The organism is Gloeocapsa sp. DLM2.Bin57 (assembly GCA_007693955.1).
Classification (GTDB): Bacteria; Cyanobacteriota; Cyanobacteriia; order Cyanobacteriales; family Gloeocapsaceae; genus Gloeocapsa.
The window spans coordinates 19,708-34,036 of record RECR01000053.1 but is presented as its reverse complement, the minus strand read 5'-3'; the positions used below and the strand labels follow the sequence as shown (position 1 = coordinate 34,036).

General features: G+C 37.8%; 14 protein-coding genes. 6 read left to right on the top strand and 8 right to left on the bottom strand.

The features are described 5' to 3' along the window. Complete coding sequence (locus EA365_04975) at window positions 1–804, top strand: CPBP family intramembrane metalloprotease (protein TVQ46669.1); 804 nt, start codon at window positions 1–3, stop codon at window positions 802–804. 78 nt (window positions 805–882) lie between these two features. On the opposite strand, the gene recF is transcribed toward EA365_04975, so the two are convergent. The 3 genes from recF to EA365_04960 are packed head-to-tail and all read right to left on the bottom strand — an operon-like array spanning window position 883 to window position 4,109. Next, window positions 883–2,010 (bottom strand): DNA replication/repair protein RecF, encoded by a 1,128-nt coding sequence (recF, locus tag EA365_04970; protein ID TVQ46639.1) that lies wholly within the window; start codon window positions 2,008–2,010, stop codon window positions 883–885. Beyond that, window positions 2,011–2,889 carry an NAD(P)-dependent oxidoreductase gene (locus EA365_04965; protein TVQ46638.1) on the bottom strand — a complete coding sequence of 293 codons (879 nt, stop codon included), beginning with the start codon at window positions 2,887–2,889 and terminating at the stop codon, window positions 2,011–2,013. It lies immediately after the preceding gene. Next, a complete protein-coding gene (locus EA365_04960; protein ID TVQ46637.1) occupies window positions 2,886–4,109 on the bottom strand; it encodes a hypothetical protein in 1,224 nt (407 codons plus the stop codon). The genes EA365_04965 and EA365_04960 overlap by 4 nt, the downstream gene beginning before the upstream one ends. Here EA365_04960 and EA365_04955 point away from each other — a divergent pair. The 3 genes from EA365_04955 to EA365_04945 all read left to right on the top strand — a co-directional run bounded on the left by EA365_04955 (window position 4,015) and on the right by EA365_04945 (window position 7,618). Further along, complete coding sequence (locus EA365_04955; GenBank protein ID TVQ46668.1) at window positions 4,015–5,124, top strand: esterase-like activity of phytase family protein; 1,110 nt, start codon at window positions 4,015–4,017, stop codon at window positions 5,122–5,124. The genes EA365_04960 and EA365_04955 overlap by 95 nt on opposite strands. A gap of 32 nt (window positions 5,125–5,156) precedes the next feature. Continuing rightward, window positions 5,157–5,993, top strand: a complete 837-nt coding sequence (locus tag EA365_04950; GenBank protein ID TVQ46636.1) for a phosphodiester glycosidase family protein — start codon at window positions 5,157–5,159, stop codon at window positions 5,991–5,993. A gap of 191 nt (window positions 5,994–6,184) precedes the next feature. Further along, entirely contained in the window at window positions 6,185–7,618 is a 1,434-nt protein-coding gene (locus tag EA365_04945; protein ID TVQ46635.1) for an alanine:cation symporter family protein, read from the top strand. A 34-nt stretch (window positions 7,619–7,652) separates the two neighbouring features. On the opposite strand, the gene EA365_04940 is transcribed toward EA365_04945, so the two are convergent. Continuing rightward, on the bottom strand, window positions 7,653–8,876 hold the full coding sequence (locus EA365_04940) for a DNA cytosine methyltransferase (protein ID TVQ46634.1): 1,224 nt from the start codon (window positions 8,874–8,876) through the stop codon (window positions 7,653–7,655). A gap of 3 nt (window positions 8,877–8,879) precedes the next feature. Here EA365_04940 and rdgB point away from each other — a divergent pair, with 3 nt between their 5' ends. Beyond that, window positions 8,880–9,470, top strand: a complete 591-nt coding sequence (rdgB, locus tag EA365_04935; GenBank protein TVQ46633.1) for an RdgB/HAM1 family non-canonical purine NTP pyrophosphatase — start codon at window positions 8,880–8,882, stop codon at window positions 9,468–9,470. Here the strand turns inward: rdgB and EA365_04930 are convergent. Then, window positions 9,467–9,598 carry a photosystem II reaction center protein Ycf12 gene (locus tag EA365_04930; protein ID TVQ46632.1) on the bottom strand — a complete coding sequence of 44 codons (132 nt, stop codon included), beginning with the start codon at window positions 9,596–9,598 and terminating at the stop codon, window positions 9,467–9,469. The two genes, rdgB and EA365_04930, sit on opposite strands and share 4 nt — an antisense overlap. A gap of 85 nt (window positions 9,599–9,683) precedes the next feature. On the opposite strand from EA365_04930, the gene EA365_04925 reads away from it, so the two are divergent. Beyond that, window positions 9,684–10,949, top strand: a complete 1,266-nt coding sequence (locus EA365_04925; GenBank protein ID TVQ46631.1) for a glycerate kinase — start codon at window positions 9,684–9,686, stop codon at window positions 10,947–10,949. 109 nt (window positions 10,950–11,058) lie between these two features. Here EA365_04925 and glmU read toward each other — a convergent pair whose 3' ends face one another. From glmU to EA365_04910, 3 genes are all read right to left on the bottom strand, one after another. Beyond that, the gene (gene glmU / locus EA365_04920) at window positions 11,059–12,414 is read right to left on the bottom strand and encodes a bifunctional UDP-N-acetylglucosamine diphosphorylase/glucosamine-1-phosphate N-acetyltransferase GlmU (protein ID TVQ46630.1); all 1,356 of its coding nucleotides are present in this window, start codon (window positions 12,412–12,414) and stop codon (window positions 11,059–11,061) included. Between the two features lie 77 nt (window positions 12,415–12,491). Beyond that, complete coding sequence (locus tag EA365_04915) at window positions 12,492–12,992, bottom strand: hypothetical protein (GenBank protein ID TVQ46629.1); 501 nt, start codon at window positions 12,990–12,992, stop codon at window positions 12,492–12,494. Further along, window positions 12,992–14,326, bottom strand: coding sequence for a trans-splicing intein-formed DNA polymerase III subunit alpha C-terminal partner DnaE-C (locus tag EA365_04910; GenBank protein ID TVQ46628.1), 1,335 nt, complete (start codon window positions 14,324–14,326; stop codon window positions 12,992–12,994). The genes EA365_04915 and EA365_04910 overlap by 1 nt, the downstream gene beginning before the upstream one ends. Window positions 14,327–14,329: the final 3 nt, after the last annotated feature.

Sequence of the window (14,329 nt, the reverse complement as noted above, 5' to 3'; positions counted from 1 at the left end):
ATCAAAAAAATAGCTTTTTACCCAGCACCAGCTAGGTTAACCCTATTCCTAGTAACTTTGTTGGTGCTGTGGTTACCCTTAGCTGCTCCCCTATACTGGTTATTAGGTAAAGATCCCAATCTAGTTAGTATCCTAACTATGGGATTACTATACCTAATATTTTTGGGGTTGATCCAACAGTGGGGAAAACGAGTTTATAATCATCCTAACCTATTAAAACGTTATGGACTAGTTAATACTCGTCAAAACGCGCAAAACTTTTGTCAAGGATTTACTCTCGGTTTTGTGGTTTGTTTAGGTATCTTTGTTATTCAGGGAGTCTTAGGGTGGCTAAATTGGCAACCTGGTAAGGATAATTTAGCCATAATCACTCTAGAAGGTATCTTAATTGGTATTGCTATTGGTTTTGCCGAAGAATTATTATTTAGGGGTTGGTTACTAGACGAGTTGGAGAGAGACTATACCCCAATTAAGGCGATGTGGTTAAATGGGCTAATCTTTGGGTTGTTACATTTTCTCAAACCCCTTGGGGAGATTATCAGAACTTTACCACAATTACCCGCACTAATAGCCCTAGGTTTAATTTTAGTCCAAACTAAGAGATTGCAACAACAACGTCTCGGAATGGCGATCGGGATACATGGTGGTTTAGTCTCTAGTTATTATCTTCTCAATGTAGGTAAATTAATTAGTTATACTGAAGTTGTTCCCGATTGGGTTACAGGTATTGATGGTAACCCCTTAGCGGGGTTAATGGGGTGGTGTGGATTAGCTGTTTTAGCTTGCTTAGTTATTAGGTTTTAGGTGTTGTTATTCCTATATAATATACCCCATAAGTGCATCTCTTGCCTCATTCTTAATTCTTAATTCGCGCATTTCTCCCTATTCCATATGAATACTACCCGCTTTAACTGAAAGGATTTGAGCAGCTTTTAACCAGTCTTGTTCAAAAGAATTAAGGTGAGTAGTAGTAATCAGAGTTTGACAACGAGAAGAAATCGCTTCTAGTAATTGATTTTGTCGGTGTAAATCCAATTCCGCGAGGACATCATCAAGTAATAAAATAGGAGACTCGCCAATAATTTGCTCAATTAAGTCTAATTCTGCTAATTTTAATGATAGTACTAAAGTTCGTTGTTGTCCCTGTGAGCCGTAAGATTTAGCAGGAGTTTGATTGATTAATAACTCTATATCATCGCGATGAGGTCCAACTACGGTTGTTGCGAGTTGTTGTTCAATAACGCTACGATCGCTGATTGCTACTAAAAAAGCTTGTTGTACCTGTTGGGGTTCATCAAGACTATAACAGACATTAGGACTATAGTTAATCTCTAATAATTCAGTGTTTCCGCTGATTTGTTGATGCCAATTTTGAGCTAAGGGAGTTAACCTAGTTAACACTCTAGCCCTACGTCTGATTACTCTAGATCCAAACGCTGCTAATTGAGCATCCCAGATCCCTAATTCAGTGAGATGATCAGCTACTGGTGGGGAATTTTGTTTATACAGTTGTTTAAGTAGGGCGTTGCGTTGGCGTAAAATTTTGTGATATTGTTGAATAATATAGGCGTAAACTGGTTCTAACTGCACCAACAGAGCGTCTAACCAATTACGACGAACTTCAGGAGCACCTCTGACTAATTCTAAATCCAGACTAGAAAATTGTACGGTATTAACCACACCTAAAAGATCTAGATGACGTCGGAGATTTTCCTGATTAAGACTAATGGAACGTTTCCCGGAACTACGTAAAGTCATAGCGACTTCTGTTGAACCATAGGAACGTTCTAAACTAGCAAGAATGCGACTTTCTTCTTTTCCTTCAAGGATTAAATCTTGGTCTTTTTTAGCGCGTTGAGTTTTGAGAGTAGCCATTAATTCCACTGCTTCGAGGAGATTAGTTTTACCTTGAGCGTTATCACCTAATAGGATAGTTTTATTAGCGTCAAAATTGACCTTTTGTTCTAGATAATTGCGAAAGCAAAATAACTGTAATTGCTGCAAAAACATTTAAGATAGATAAGCGCGAATCATTGCTTGAGTTCCTAATTCAGTACCCTTACCCTCATCTAATTGTCCCACTAATTTAAACAAATAATCCGCTAGATCAACACCTGGTAAATGTTCAGGTTGTGCTTGTTCTTTAACTAGACGTAAATCTTTGAGTATATGTTTAATCATAAAACCGGGATTCAAATCAGATGAAGTAATTTTAGGACCTAGATTACTTAAAGCCCAAGAACCCGCAGCACCTGTACTACAAACTTGAATCATTAAATTAGGGTCAATGTTTTGCAATTGAGCTAGATTAATCGCTTCACAAAGAGCTACCATATGTAGAGAAACGAGAACCTGATTACAGAGTTTAACTCCTTGTCCACTTCCTAAAGGTCCACAGTGATAAATATTTTTGCCCATCACCTGAAAACAAGGTTGACAAGCGTTGAAGTCTGCTAACTCTCCTCCAACCATAATAGTTAGAGTACCACGTTGCGCGCCAATATCACCCCCAGAAACAGGAGCATCGAGAAAACGTAAACCTGCTTCGGCTAGTTTTGTCCCAATGGCGATCGCCGCAGTTGCGCCAATGGTACTCATATCTACCACCAGACTAGAGGGTTGAGCGTGTTTAATCACTCCTGACTCTCCACATAAGACATCTTCTACGTCGGGAACATCTCCTAAACAAGAGAAGATTATCTCGGCATCTTGAACAGCTTTTGTAATAGTTTTAACTACACTAGCCCCCGCGTCAGCGGCTATTTTTACTCCAGGGCGATCGCTCGTTCGATTCCAAGCTTTAACCTGAAAACCTCCACGGACAAGATTAGCGGTCATTGGACCTCCCATTACCCCTAATCCGAGAAAAGCGATTGATTTACTAGTCATTCTGTTAATTTAGCGCGTATTTGGGCAATTTGAGACTCAAAATAAGCTTGTTCATAGTTGAGAGATTGGGCTACTTCTAAACCTCTTTCTAAAGCTATCAGAGCTTCATTATACTTATTTTGTGCTGTATATATTTTAGCAATTTGGTCATAAGTAGTCATCAAACCGTATAAATTGTAAGACTGTTGGTAAATTTCCACTAATTCCTGATATATTTGTAAAGCTTGCTCTAATTCTCCTGAACTGTGATAAAGGTTAGCTTGATGTGCTTTCGCTTCAGCCGCTAGACCATATTGTTGTTGTGACCATGCTATGGTAAAGGCTTCTTGATAGTTTTGACTAGCTAGGGTAATTTCATTAAGAGCTTGATAATCTAAACCCAGAGACAGTCTCAGTAAGGCTAAATCGGTAAGTTGTTGATTGTCTGTATAAGTTGTTACCAATTGCTCTTTAATTATGACGGCATTTTCTGGATTAGATATTTCGCTATAAATTTCGGCTAATTTTTGGAGATAATTACTCTCAGCGAAGGTATCAGACTGTAAACGAGCTATTTCTAATAATTCTGTATAGACTCTAGCTGCATTGTTATAGTCGAATCTAGCTAGATATAATTCTCCTAAATTGTCTAAAATTTCTTTTTGATCTTCTGATTGGGTTAATAATTGCTCATAGATGTTAATCGCTTCTGCCCATTTGCGCAACTGTTGATAAGCTTTTCCTAAATCTAGCCAGAAGGGAGAATCAGGAGGTAATTCCTGCTCAATAGTTTCTAAGCGATCGCTGATTATACTCGCATCTTCTGGACGATTTTCTGACCAGGCGATCGCTCCTACTCTTCCTAAAGCAGTTAACTCCTCTGCTAATCCTAAAGCTCGTTGTAACCTTAACTCCTCATACCAAAGAGCAAAAGCTTCATCAACCAACCCTATTGCTAGTTTAGCTTGAGCTTGAGCATCTAAAGCGGCGATCGCTTTTTGAAGACGATAACGCTCAAAAGAAGTTAAAGGACGATCGATACTAGGTAAGAGGGGATCAGGTGTGGTACTCTCTAAAGGAGAAGCCATCCCTGGATTAGTTATAGCACCAAAATAAACCAAGATGATCACTAAAAGTTTTAATAACATTAAAGTAATTCTTATTGTAATAATTGCTATTATAGTCTCTGGTTGTACCATTTCGCCACAAGTTAGCGCCGAAGACAGACTATTTTTAGGCATTTCTTTAGAATTTCTCGGAGAATATCAACTACCTAAACAAGAATTTCAAAACACTCCTGTTGGTGGTTTATCAGGTTTAAGTTATGATAGTAGCAATGGAAAACTGCTAGCTATTTCTGATGATCGCTCGCAATTAGCACCAGCTCGTTTTTACACCCTCAACCTAGACTTTAGCGATAGTTCAACTATTGCTAAAGTAAGTGTAGAGGGAATGACTGTCTTGCTCAATGAACAAGGACAAACCTACCCCACCGGAACGATTGATCCTGAAGGAATTGCTCTCTCACCCCGTCAAAGCGTCTTTATCAGTAGTGAAGGTGTACCTAGCAACAACATTGCACCCTTTATTCAAGAATACGATCTTACCCAAGGAACATTAAAAAATAGTCTGAAAATTCCCCAACGCTACTTTAACCCTCCCGATCAAGGAGTCAGGGAAAACCTCGGTTTTGAATCTCTTACCCTGAGTCCTAAAAGTCTAGCACCTGGTGACCCTTTTCGTTTATTTACCGCGGTAGAATCCTCTCTGATTCAAGATACTAGTGATCAACAACAATCAGCCCCTATCCGCATGATGCACTATGTGATGAATACTATCGGTGATCCTATTTTAGTGGGAGAACATCTCTATCTACTCGAACCAGATCCCTATATTGATACGATGAGTAATGGTTTAACCGAATTATTCGCCTTAAACACAGAAGGTCATTTTTTAGCTTTAGAACGTACTTTTAGTCTTTCTGGATTTGGTGCAAAAATCTTTGAGATAGTTATTGCTAACGCTACTGATACCGCAGGTGTCACTAGTTTAGCAGGAGATCTCCGCGGTATTCAACCAATACATAAGAAACTACTACTAGATTTAGATGAGTTAGGAATTGAATTAGATAACCTTGAAGGAATGACCCTAGGTCCACGTTTACCCGATGGTAGTCAAAGTCTGATTTTAGTTAGTGATGATAATTTTAGACCAGAACAAGTTACTCAATTCCTACTGTTTCGCTTTTCTAGTTAATCATGGTGTTTGACAATTAAGAGACAAAAACAATGAATTTTTCCTACTCTTGCCTTTTGCCTCTTGCCTTTTGCCTCGCATTAGTTAGCACTCTTGCTACTGCTTCACCCCAATTACAGTATCAAACCTACGATTTACCCCAAGCTGTTATTTATACCTTGCTAATTCCTCATACCTTCTCAGGGGTAGTAACGGTTGCTAAAAGTCCCCAATTAGCTACAGTTGGTGAATTTGCTACCCAATCAGGGGCGATCGCTGTTCTCAATGGTGGTTATTTTGATCCTCAGAATCAACTCTCTACCTCTTATCTAATCCAAAATGGTCAAACTATCGCTGATCCTCGGGATAACCCCAGACTAATTAATAACCCGGATTTAACACCCTATCTTCCTTTAATCCTCAATCGTAGCGAGTTTCGACGTTACCAATGTGATCATAACAATCGTTACGATATCGTTACCCGTAATGAACCAATTCCCCCTGATTGTACTCTAGTTGATGCTTTAGGGGGAGGTCCTCAGTTATTACCAGAATTAACCGCTATCAGTGAAGGTTTTGTCGCTGATCAGGATGGGCAATTGGTTAGAGATGTTCTCGGTATTAATCAACCTAATTCTCGTACAGCGATCGCTCTTACTACTAGGGGGGATTTACTCTGGATTATTGTTACCCAAAAACAACCTAAACAGGGTTTATCTTTAACAGAACTAGCTGATTTTTGTCGGGGTTTGGGTCTTAAAAAAGTTCTTAATTTAGATGGTGGGAGTTCTACTAGTTTATATTGGGATAATCAGACTTATTATGGTCAAATTTCTGATCAACAAGAAAGAGTTATTCGTACCGTTAAATCGGTTTTACTAGTAAAGTAAAGTTGTCTAATAATGTTTTTTAGGCATTTATTGCTAGGAAGTTAGCTTGCCTATAAACACTCTTTTTTTACTTATTACCACAAGTACGGGAGAGCAGATACAACAACTTAGAGTTGTATTAAGAGTAACAAAATCATTTATCCTGATCAATTAAGATTTACTTTGATTTAACAAAAAAGGCTTAATTATTGATGCTAGATTTTCTAAATGAATTACTCTGGGGAAAAATACTCATAGTAGCACTAGTCGCCATTGGGTTACTATTTACCATCCGTTCCAAGTTTGTACAATTTCGTTACTTTTTCCACATGTTTGGCATGTTGGGGAATTCCTTTGAGACCGAAGAAGGACAAGTAAGCTCATTTCAAGCCCTAGCCCTAAGTGTAGCAGGTCGTGTAGGAGCAGGTAATATAGCGGGAGTAGCCGTAGCGATCAGTATCGGAGGTCCTGGAGCAATCTTCTGGATGTGGTTGATTGCTTTAATTGGTATGGCTACTAGCTTTTTTGAATGTGCTATAGCACAAGTCTTTAAACAAACTCAACCCGATGGAACTTATCGCGGTGGACCTGCTTATTATATGGAAAAAGCTTTAGGTCAACGTTGGATGGGATCTATATTTTCCTTTTTATTACTAGTAACCTTTGGTTTTGGTTTTAACGCTGTTCAATCCTATACAGTAGCAACCTCTGTTAATGATACCTTTGGTATTCCTACCAGTATCACTGGATTGGTTTTAATGATCGTTTTGGGATTGGTGATTTTTGGTGGAGTAAAAAGAATTGCACAACTAGCTGAATTTATCGTACCTGCGATGGCTGGTGGTTACTTCTTGATGGCTTTATTTGTATTAATTACTAACATAACACGGTTACCATCAGTAATATCTCTAATTATTAGCAGCGCTTTTGGTTTAAACCAAGCGATCGCGGGTGGAATTGGTGTGGCTTTAATCTTCGGTGTCAAAAGAGGTCTATTCTCCAATGAAGCAGGTTTAGGAAGTGCACCTAATGTAGCCGCGGTAGCTTATGTCAAACATCCAGCTAATCAAGGTATCATTCAATCATTCAGCGTATTTGTTGACACAATCATTCTCTGTACTTGTACAGCTTCGGTTATTCTCTTATCTAACGTCTATCAACCAGGAAGTGAAGAACAAGGAGGAATACTCTTAACTCAGTCAGCCATGGCTGAACACCTTGGCGGTTGGGGAAGAGGATTTATCAGTATAGCCCTAGTACTATTTGCTTTTACCTCGATTATCTATAACTATTACCTAGGTGAAAACAGTCTGAATTTCTTTACTGAAGGAAATAAGCTAGTTTTTAATATCTTTCGTGTCTTAACTCTAGCTTTAATTATCTGGGGTGCTGTACAAGACTTGGGTACTGTATTTGGATTCGCTGATTTAACCATGGGGTTATTAGCAATCGTCAATATAGTCGCTTTGTTTAAACTAGCCAATCTTGGTTTGAGAGTTATGAAAGACTTTGACCAACAAATCAAACAGGGTATTAAAGAGCCAATCTTTGACGCTAGAAAATTTGCCGATGTTAATCTAGATCCTCAAAGTTGGTCAATACCAGAAGTTCCTGTAGAATCTAATCTCTATATAGACAGAGTTTAAAATCTCAAGCACAACTCTAGCTGGTGGGCGTTACTCACCAGTTTTTTTTATTAATATCCCCATATTTTAAAGCTTGTTTCATATTGAATTTTAAGATATCTTCCTCTTGAGCAATTAAAGTGTTAGTTTCAAAATTATTAGCCTGAAGATTCATTGCTTTAATTATTTCTTCTCCCAATGATTTAGCTAAAAAAGGTATAACAGCGTTACCAATTTCTCGAAAACCATGCCAAATAGTGTTATGAAAACGAAACCAATCTGGAAAAGTATGTAATCTAGCTGCTTCTCTAATCGTTATACATCTAGGCTCAGAATAATGTATGGGACGAGGTGCTGTATATGCTCCTTTGTCACTTCCAGTTCCTGCTCTTAAGGTATTGCATTGTCCATCATAGGCTAGTTTAAAAAATCTACTTGTTTTTTCAATATTTCCAGGTAATGTTGTCTTAAATCTTTGAATTGTTTTCTCGAGATGATGTGATCCTAAATGCCCATAAACTCGGTTAGAAACTTGTCTAGTATGACATAAAGAAAATTCACCACTAGGATTTAAAGAATAGCTTTTCCTAAAACCAGAATAATCTAAAACATTAGCATCAATTCCTAGATCTTCTCCTATATATGCTTGATGAATCCTTAAATCATCTATTGCTTCTCCGCAAGTAGATAGAGGTTTTAATTCATGGGAGTGAGATTGTTCAGGATACTTTACTTGTTTTACGTCTAATCTAGAACCACAAATAATCAATCTTTTTCTCTTCTGTGGAGCACCATAAAAACAAGCGTCTAGAATAGCAATTGGTTCTGTAATTGTATAACCGATTTTAGCAAATTCTCGAATTAATTCTTGGAGAAGTTTTTGATGTTTACCAGAAGCAATTCCCGGCACATTTTCAAATAAAAAATATTTGGGTTTAATTTCTTTAATTATGCGAAAATATTCAAATACCAATGAATTGCGAGGATCATCGAGTTGTCTTTTTCCTATACAAGAAAAACCTTGACAAGGAGGACCACCAGCGATAAGGTCTATTTCAGTAGCATAACCTTTAGCTTCTATAGCCTTAAGTAGTTCTCTAGAGGTTAATTCTCTAATATCTTTACAAATACTGACACTATAGGGAAAATTAAAATGATGCACTAAAGTGTGTATTAAGTCAATTTCTACAGCTGCTACAATATTAAATCCAGCTGCTTCTAAACCGAGGGACATTCCACCACAACCTGAAAATAAGTCAATAGCAATAGGTCTTCTCATAAAATGAAAAAATTAGTCGTCGCCACTAGTAACCCTGGTAAACTTAAAGAAATGCAAGAGTATTTAACCGCTAAAGATTGGCAATTAGAGTTAAAACCTCCTGAACTTGAGGTCGTAGAAACAGGGTTGACTTTCACTGAAAATGCTCGTCTCAAAGCTAGTACCGTCGCCAAAACTCTCAACCAATGGGCGATCGCTGATGATTCTGGTTTAACGGTGGAAGCTCTCAACGGTGCACCTGGTATCTATTCTGCTCGTTATGCTAGAACAGATTCAGAGCGGATTAATAAATTACTTAAAGAATTAGAAGGCAATCCCAATCGACGTGCCCAGTTTATCTGTGCTGTGGCGATCGCCTCTCCTGATGGGTCAATTTTTGCTTCGGCGATCGGTATCTGTCACGGGGAAATTAGCACCACCCCTACAGGTAGCAATGGTTTTGGCTATGACCCTATTTTTTATGTACCCCAATATCAACAAACTTTCGCCCAAATGAGTCCAGAATTAAAACAACGGGTGAGTCATCGTGGTCTAGCTTTTGCTGATTTACTGTCTCAACTAGAAACTAGCAACGACAACTCTACAGACATTTAAAGGTCTCCCCCGCGAAAAGCTAGCACAAAAATAACAATAGGTCCTGCTAGCATAATTAAAGCTACAAAAGTCAACTGAACAATCGCTTCATAGTTAAGGTTACTGAAAATACTAGTTAGAAATTCCATTGCTTCAATTAAATAAAAACGCCAAAATCTATGATATCACGTCAATTCACCCCTGATTTAAAGAAACGTTACAAAAGTACATAAATTGAGAGAATTATTAACTACACTATTTAACCAAGCAGTAACCGTCGCTTTACCCCAACAGCGACTAGCAAAATTTTTACCACCCCCACCAACAGGTAAAACTATCGTCGTCGGTGGGGGAAAGTCAGCCGCTTTAATGGCGAAAGTTGTTGAGGATAATTGGGAACAAGATCTCACGGGTTTAGTTATTACTCGTTATGGACATAGGGTCAAAACCGATAAAATACAAGTAAAAGAAGCCTCTCACCCTATACCTGATCATAATGCTGTAGAAGGCACACAACAGATATTTAATTTAGTTAGTAATTTAACCCCCCATGATTTAGTAATTTGTCTGCTTTCTGGAGGTGGTTCAGCTTTATTAACCCTTCCTCCTCCCGAGTTAAATTTAGAAGATGTGATCAATATCCATCAACAACTGTTACGCTGTGGAGCTAATATTAAAGAAATTAATACAGTACGTAAACATCTCTCTCTCTCAGCAGGAGGAAGACTCGCTATAGCGGCTTATCCGGCTCAAGTGGTTAGTTTAATTATCTCTGATGTACCCGGAGATGATTTAACCGTCATCGCTTCAGGTCCTACTATTGGGGATTCTATCACCTCTACAGACGCTTTAGCTATTCTCCACCAATATCAGATACCCTTATCCCCTCATCTACAACAATATCTAACCACTAATCCCTCTCCAGTTATTCTCCCCGAGGATAAGCGCCTACACACAGTGCAAAATCTCCTGATTGCTACTCCCGAAATCTCCTTAGAATCGGCGGCTAATTTAGCCCAGACTCATGGTTATAACACCCTTATTCTCTCAGACTCTATCCAAGGAGAAGCCAAAGAAGTAGGTATAGTTCACGCGGGTATCGTACAACAAATAGTCCGTCATCGACAACCCCTCGCCCCTCCCTGTGTAATGTTTTCAGGTGGAGAAACAACAGTAACCCTCTCTAAACAGGGAAAAGGAGGACCTAATAGCGAATTTCTCCTCTCTCTGGCGATCGCTCTTGATGGTTTACCCCATGTTTACGCCATCGCTTGTGATACTGATGGTATCGATGGTTCAGAAAATAACGCAGGTGCGATTATTACACCATTTACCCTACAACAGGCTAGGGAATTAGGTTTAAATCCTCAAGAATATTTAACTAATCATGATAGTTATTCTTTTTTTGCTCAGTTAAACTCTTTAGTAATCACAGGTCCTACCCTGACTAATGTTAACGATTTTCGCGCTATTTTAGTTACCAGAGGGAGAGGGGAGTAGGGATACGGAAATATGTTATATAAAAAAAATAATACCCTGCCACCGTTCCACCGAACTCCCTAAACCCTACCTCAATCAGTAACTTTTGTCCTCAGATGCAACATCTACGTTAAACTTCAGGTTGAGGACGCCATCCTGGTTTAACAACTTGAGGAGGACGAGTAATAACCAAAGAGTCATCAGGAACATCTTTAGTAACCACAGATCCTGCAGCTACAGTGACATCTGCTCCTAGGTTGACAGGAGCGACAAGAACACTATTAGCGCCAGTTTTCGAGCGATCGCCTATAGTAGTAGGCTGTTTTTTAACCCCATCATAATTAGCAGTAATTGTACCTGCACCAATATTAACTTGGTCACCCAAGGTAGCATCACCAAGATAACTCAGATGAGCTGCATTAGTTTTAGCCCCGAGAGAACTATTTTTAATCTCTACAAAGTTACCGACGCGACAACCCTCACCTATAATAGCTTGACCACGTAAATGAGCATAAGGACCAACACGAGTATGGGACTCAACAATACTATCAGTGACCACTGAGTACATAACCGTAACATTATTACCAATCTGACTATTTTCAATCAAAGAACCAGGACCAATCCGACTACCCGCCCCAATAACCGTATTACCGCGCAGATGAGTTTGAGGTTCAATAACCACATCAGGATGGAGTTGAACAGAATCATCAATAGTGATCGTATCAGGAGCAACCATAGTGATACCTTTAGTCATCCAAGCATCCTTGACCCTAGTTTGTAAAATATCATAGGCAGTAGCTAATTGTTGGCGATCGTTAATCCCTAGGATTTCCAAGTAATCAGGGATATCTTGAGCCATAACCTGTTCTAAATAATTAAATACTTCAGTTAAATAATATTCATTTTGACTATTATTAGAGGTTAATTGGGGTAAAACGGTAGCTAATTTTTGCCAATTAAAACAATAAATTCCCGCGTTGATACGGTGATTTTGCTTTTGTGCTGCGTTACAGTCTTTATCCTCCACAATTTGGGTAACAAGATTTTGACCATCACAGAAAACCCTTCCGTAACCTTTAGGGTTAGGTAAATGTGCAGTGAGGAGAGTAGCTGCATTACCATGATTTTTATGAGTAATCAGCAATTCATTAATAGTTTCAGGACGCAATAAAGGAACATCTCCATTTAAAACCAGTAAATCTCCTTCAAAATCCGTCAAAATCGGTAACAGTTTTTGGATCGCATGACCTGTCCCCAATTGTTGAGACTGTTCGACAAATTCTATCCCCTCTAGATGGTTTAAAGCTTGTTTAACTAAATTTCCTTGGTAACCTACAATAACGAAAAAATGAGCAGGATTAATTAAATTACAGCTATTGATAGCTCTTTCTACGAGCGATCGCCCTCCCAAGGTATGTAAGACTTTAGGATAGTCAGATTTCATCCTAGTACCTCGTCCAGCTGCTAATATGGCTACTGCGATCATCAGTTTGTCCCTTATTATCTTATAACTGTTCCACCGACATTAATGTTAATACCTTTAGGTACTAACTAACAAGACCTTTAGATATTTGTACAAGACAGGATATTATTACAAAACTTTACATCTTTGTTCAAAATAGCTGTTATTTCTGCAGGAGTAGTTGAGTCCAATAATATTAAAGCAGGATAGACAGCGTCTCCCCACCGATGATGTTTTCCTTGACAACATTCTTGATATTGATAACAATTATTTTCCAATCGAGAAATTACCCGAGGAATATCAATACTTTCATAAATATTATACTGACAATTATCTAAAAAAATCCCTGTAGCTGGATCAATAATATTAATAATTAGATAATTCTGTAACTTTTGACAAAATTTAAGAAAATTATCTCTTAATTTATCTTTTGACTGTTCTAGATTATTGTTAATTTCTATTTGCAACAAAATTACTAGCATAAAATGACAATTAATCCCCAGGTTATTTTTGATATAAGCATCCATTTCTGTGAGATAAATTTCTACATTATTATCAAGACAATTCCAACTATTAATAACCTTAGTAGTAAGCATAATCATTAAGTTAAAGAAGATACCTGTACTGCAAAACCAGCATTTGTCAAAGCTTCCGCTAAAGAGGCTGCATTTTGTACCCAAAAATTTTGACCAAAGCGAATTAATTTACTTTCATTTCCCATTTTTAATCTAGCAATTACTGGAATTTTTGCTTCTGTTTTATCTCCTGATTGTTCTTGAATAATACCTTTTAAATTATTATTTTTAACGTTATCTAAAGCATCATTGACATCTAAATCTATGATAACTATTTTAACAATTTCTACTGGTTGAATATCATCAATTATTAACTGTGACTGTTCATCTTTATGTTCAACTTGACCCCAAACTATAAGTGGATTATTTACTTGTAGATTTGCTTCTATTTTCTTATAAATACTAGGAAAAACTACCCCTTCAGCTTGACCACTAACATCTTCTAATTGAATAAATGCCATAGGTTCACCTTTTTTAGTCATAATCTTCTTAAGATTATTAATTATAACTACAGTGCTAACTTTTTCTCTAGCTTTCTTGTCGGGTAATTGCTCAAGATTAATAGGTGATAATAATCGAGCTGATTTTTGCAGAGATTTTAAAGGATGTTCCGAGACATAAAAACCTAAATTCTCTTTTTCTAAGCGTAATTTCTCATCAAGAGGAAAATCTTCAACGGGTTTAGAAGTTGGTTCTTGGTCAAAATTGCCCTCATTGGCGTTATTATTACCTAATAAATCAAACAAATTTGTTTGTCCACTTGCTTGCTCTTTCGCTTTAGTTTGCGCCCAACTAATAACTACTTCTAAATCATTGATTAATTGTTGACGATTAGATTTAATTGAGTCAAAACCACCACAATAAATAAGAGTTTCTAATGCTCTCCGATTAACTGTGCGCAAATCAACACGAGTACAAAAATCACCTAAAGACTTAAAACTTCCTCCCGCTGCTTCTCTAGCGTTTAAAATATTTTCGATCGCCCCTTCACCGAGGTTACGCACAGCCGATAACCCAAAGAGAATAATTGTGTCACCAGAGGGGGTAAAATCTCTTTGAGAACGATTGATATCGGGTGGTTGTACCTCTATCCCCATTTTCTGGCAATTTTCGCGATATTTTTCGACTTTCTCTTGGTTATCGCTACTAGCTGTTAGCAAAGCACTCATATACTCTACAGGGTAGTTAGCTTTGAGATAAGCTGTCTGATAAGTTATATAAGCATAAGCTGTAGAGTGAGATTTATTAAAACAATTAGAAGCAATCAACCCTTGTTTAATCAGAAAATTATGGTCTTGACTGACACCAATGTCATAGACTGGTTGTATTCCACAGGATTCACGTTTAACAATTTTGACCATCGT

Bases quoted from the DNA above. Each gene is read 5' to 3' on its own strand.
- EA365_04960 (TVQ46637.1), bottom strand. From the start codon at position 4,109: ATGCCTAAAAATAGTCTGTCTTCGGCGCTAACTTGTGGCGAAATGGTA.
- recF (TVQ46639.1), bottom strand. From the start codon at position 2,010: ATGTTTTTGCAGCAATTACAGTTATTTTGCTTTCGCAATTATCTAGAA.
- EA365_04940 (TVQ46634.1), bottom strand. From the start codon at position 8,876: ATGAGAAGACCTATTGCTATTGACTTATTTTCAGGTTGTGGTGGAATG.
- EA365_04930 (TVQ46632.1), bottom strand. From the start codon at position 9,598: ATGGAATTTCTAACTAGTATTTTCAGTAACCTTAACTATGAAGCGATT.
- EA365_04945 (TVQ46635.1), top strand. From the start codon at position 6,185: ATGCTAGATTTTCTAAATGAATTACTCTGGGGAAAAATACTCATAGTA.
- EA365_04965 (TVQ46638.1), bottom strand. From the start codon at position 2,889: ATGACTAGTAAATCAATCGCTTTTCTCGGATTAGGGGTAATGGGAGGT.
- EA365_04915 (TVQ46629.1), bottom strand. From the start codon at position 12,992: ATGATTATGCTTACTACTAAGGTTATTAATAGTTGGAATTGTCTTGAT.
- EA365_04950 (TVQ46636.1), top strand. From the start codon at position 5,157: ATGAATTTTTCCTACTCTTGCCTTTTGCCTCTTGCCTTTTGCCTCGCA.
- rdgB (TVQ46633.1), top strand. From the start codon at position 8,880: ATGAAAAAATTAGTCGTCGCCACTAGTAACCCTGGTAAACTTAAAGAA.
- EA365_04910 (TVQ46628.1), bottom strand. From the start codon at position 14,326: ATGGTCAAAATTGTTAAACGTGAATCCTGTGGAATACAACCAGTCTAT.
- glmU (TVQ46630.1), bottom strand. From the start codon at position 12,414: ATGATCGCAGTAGCCATATTAGCAGCTGGACGAGGTACTAGGATGAAA.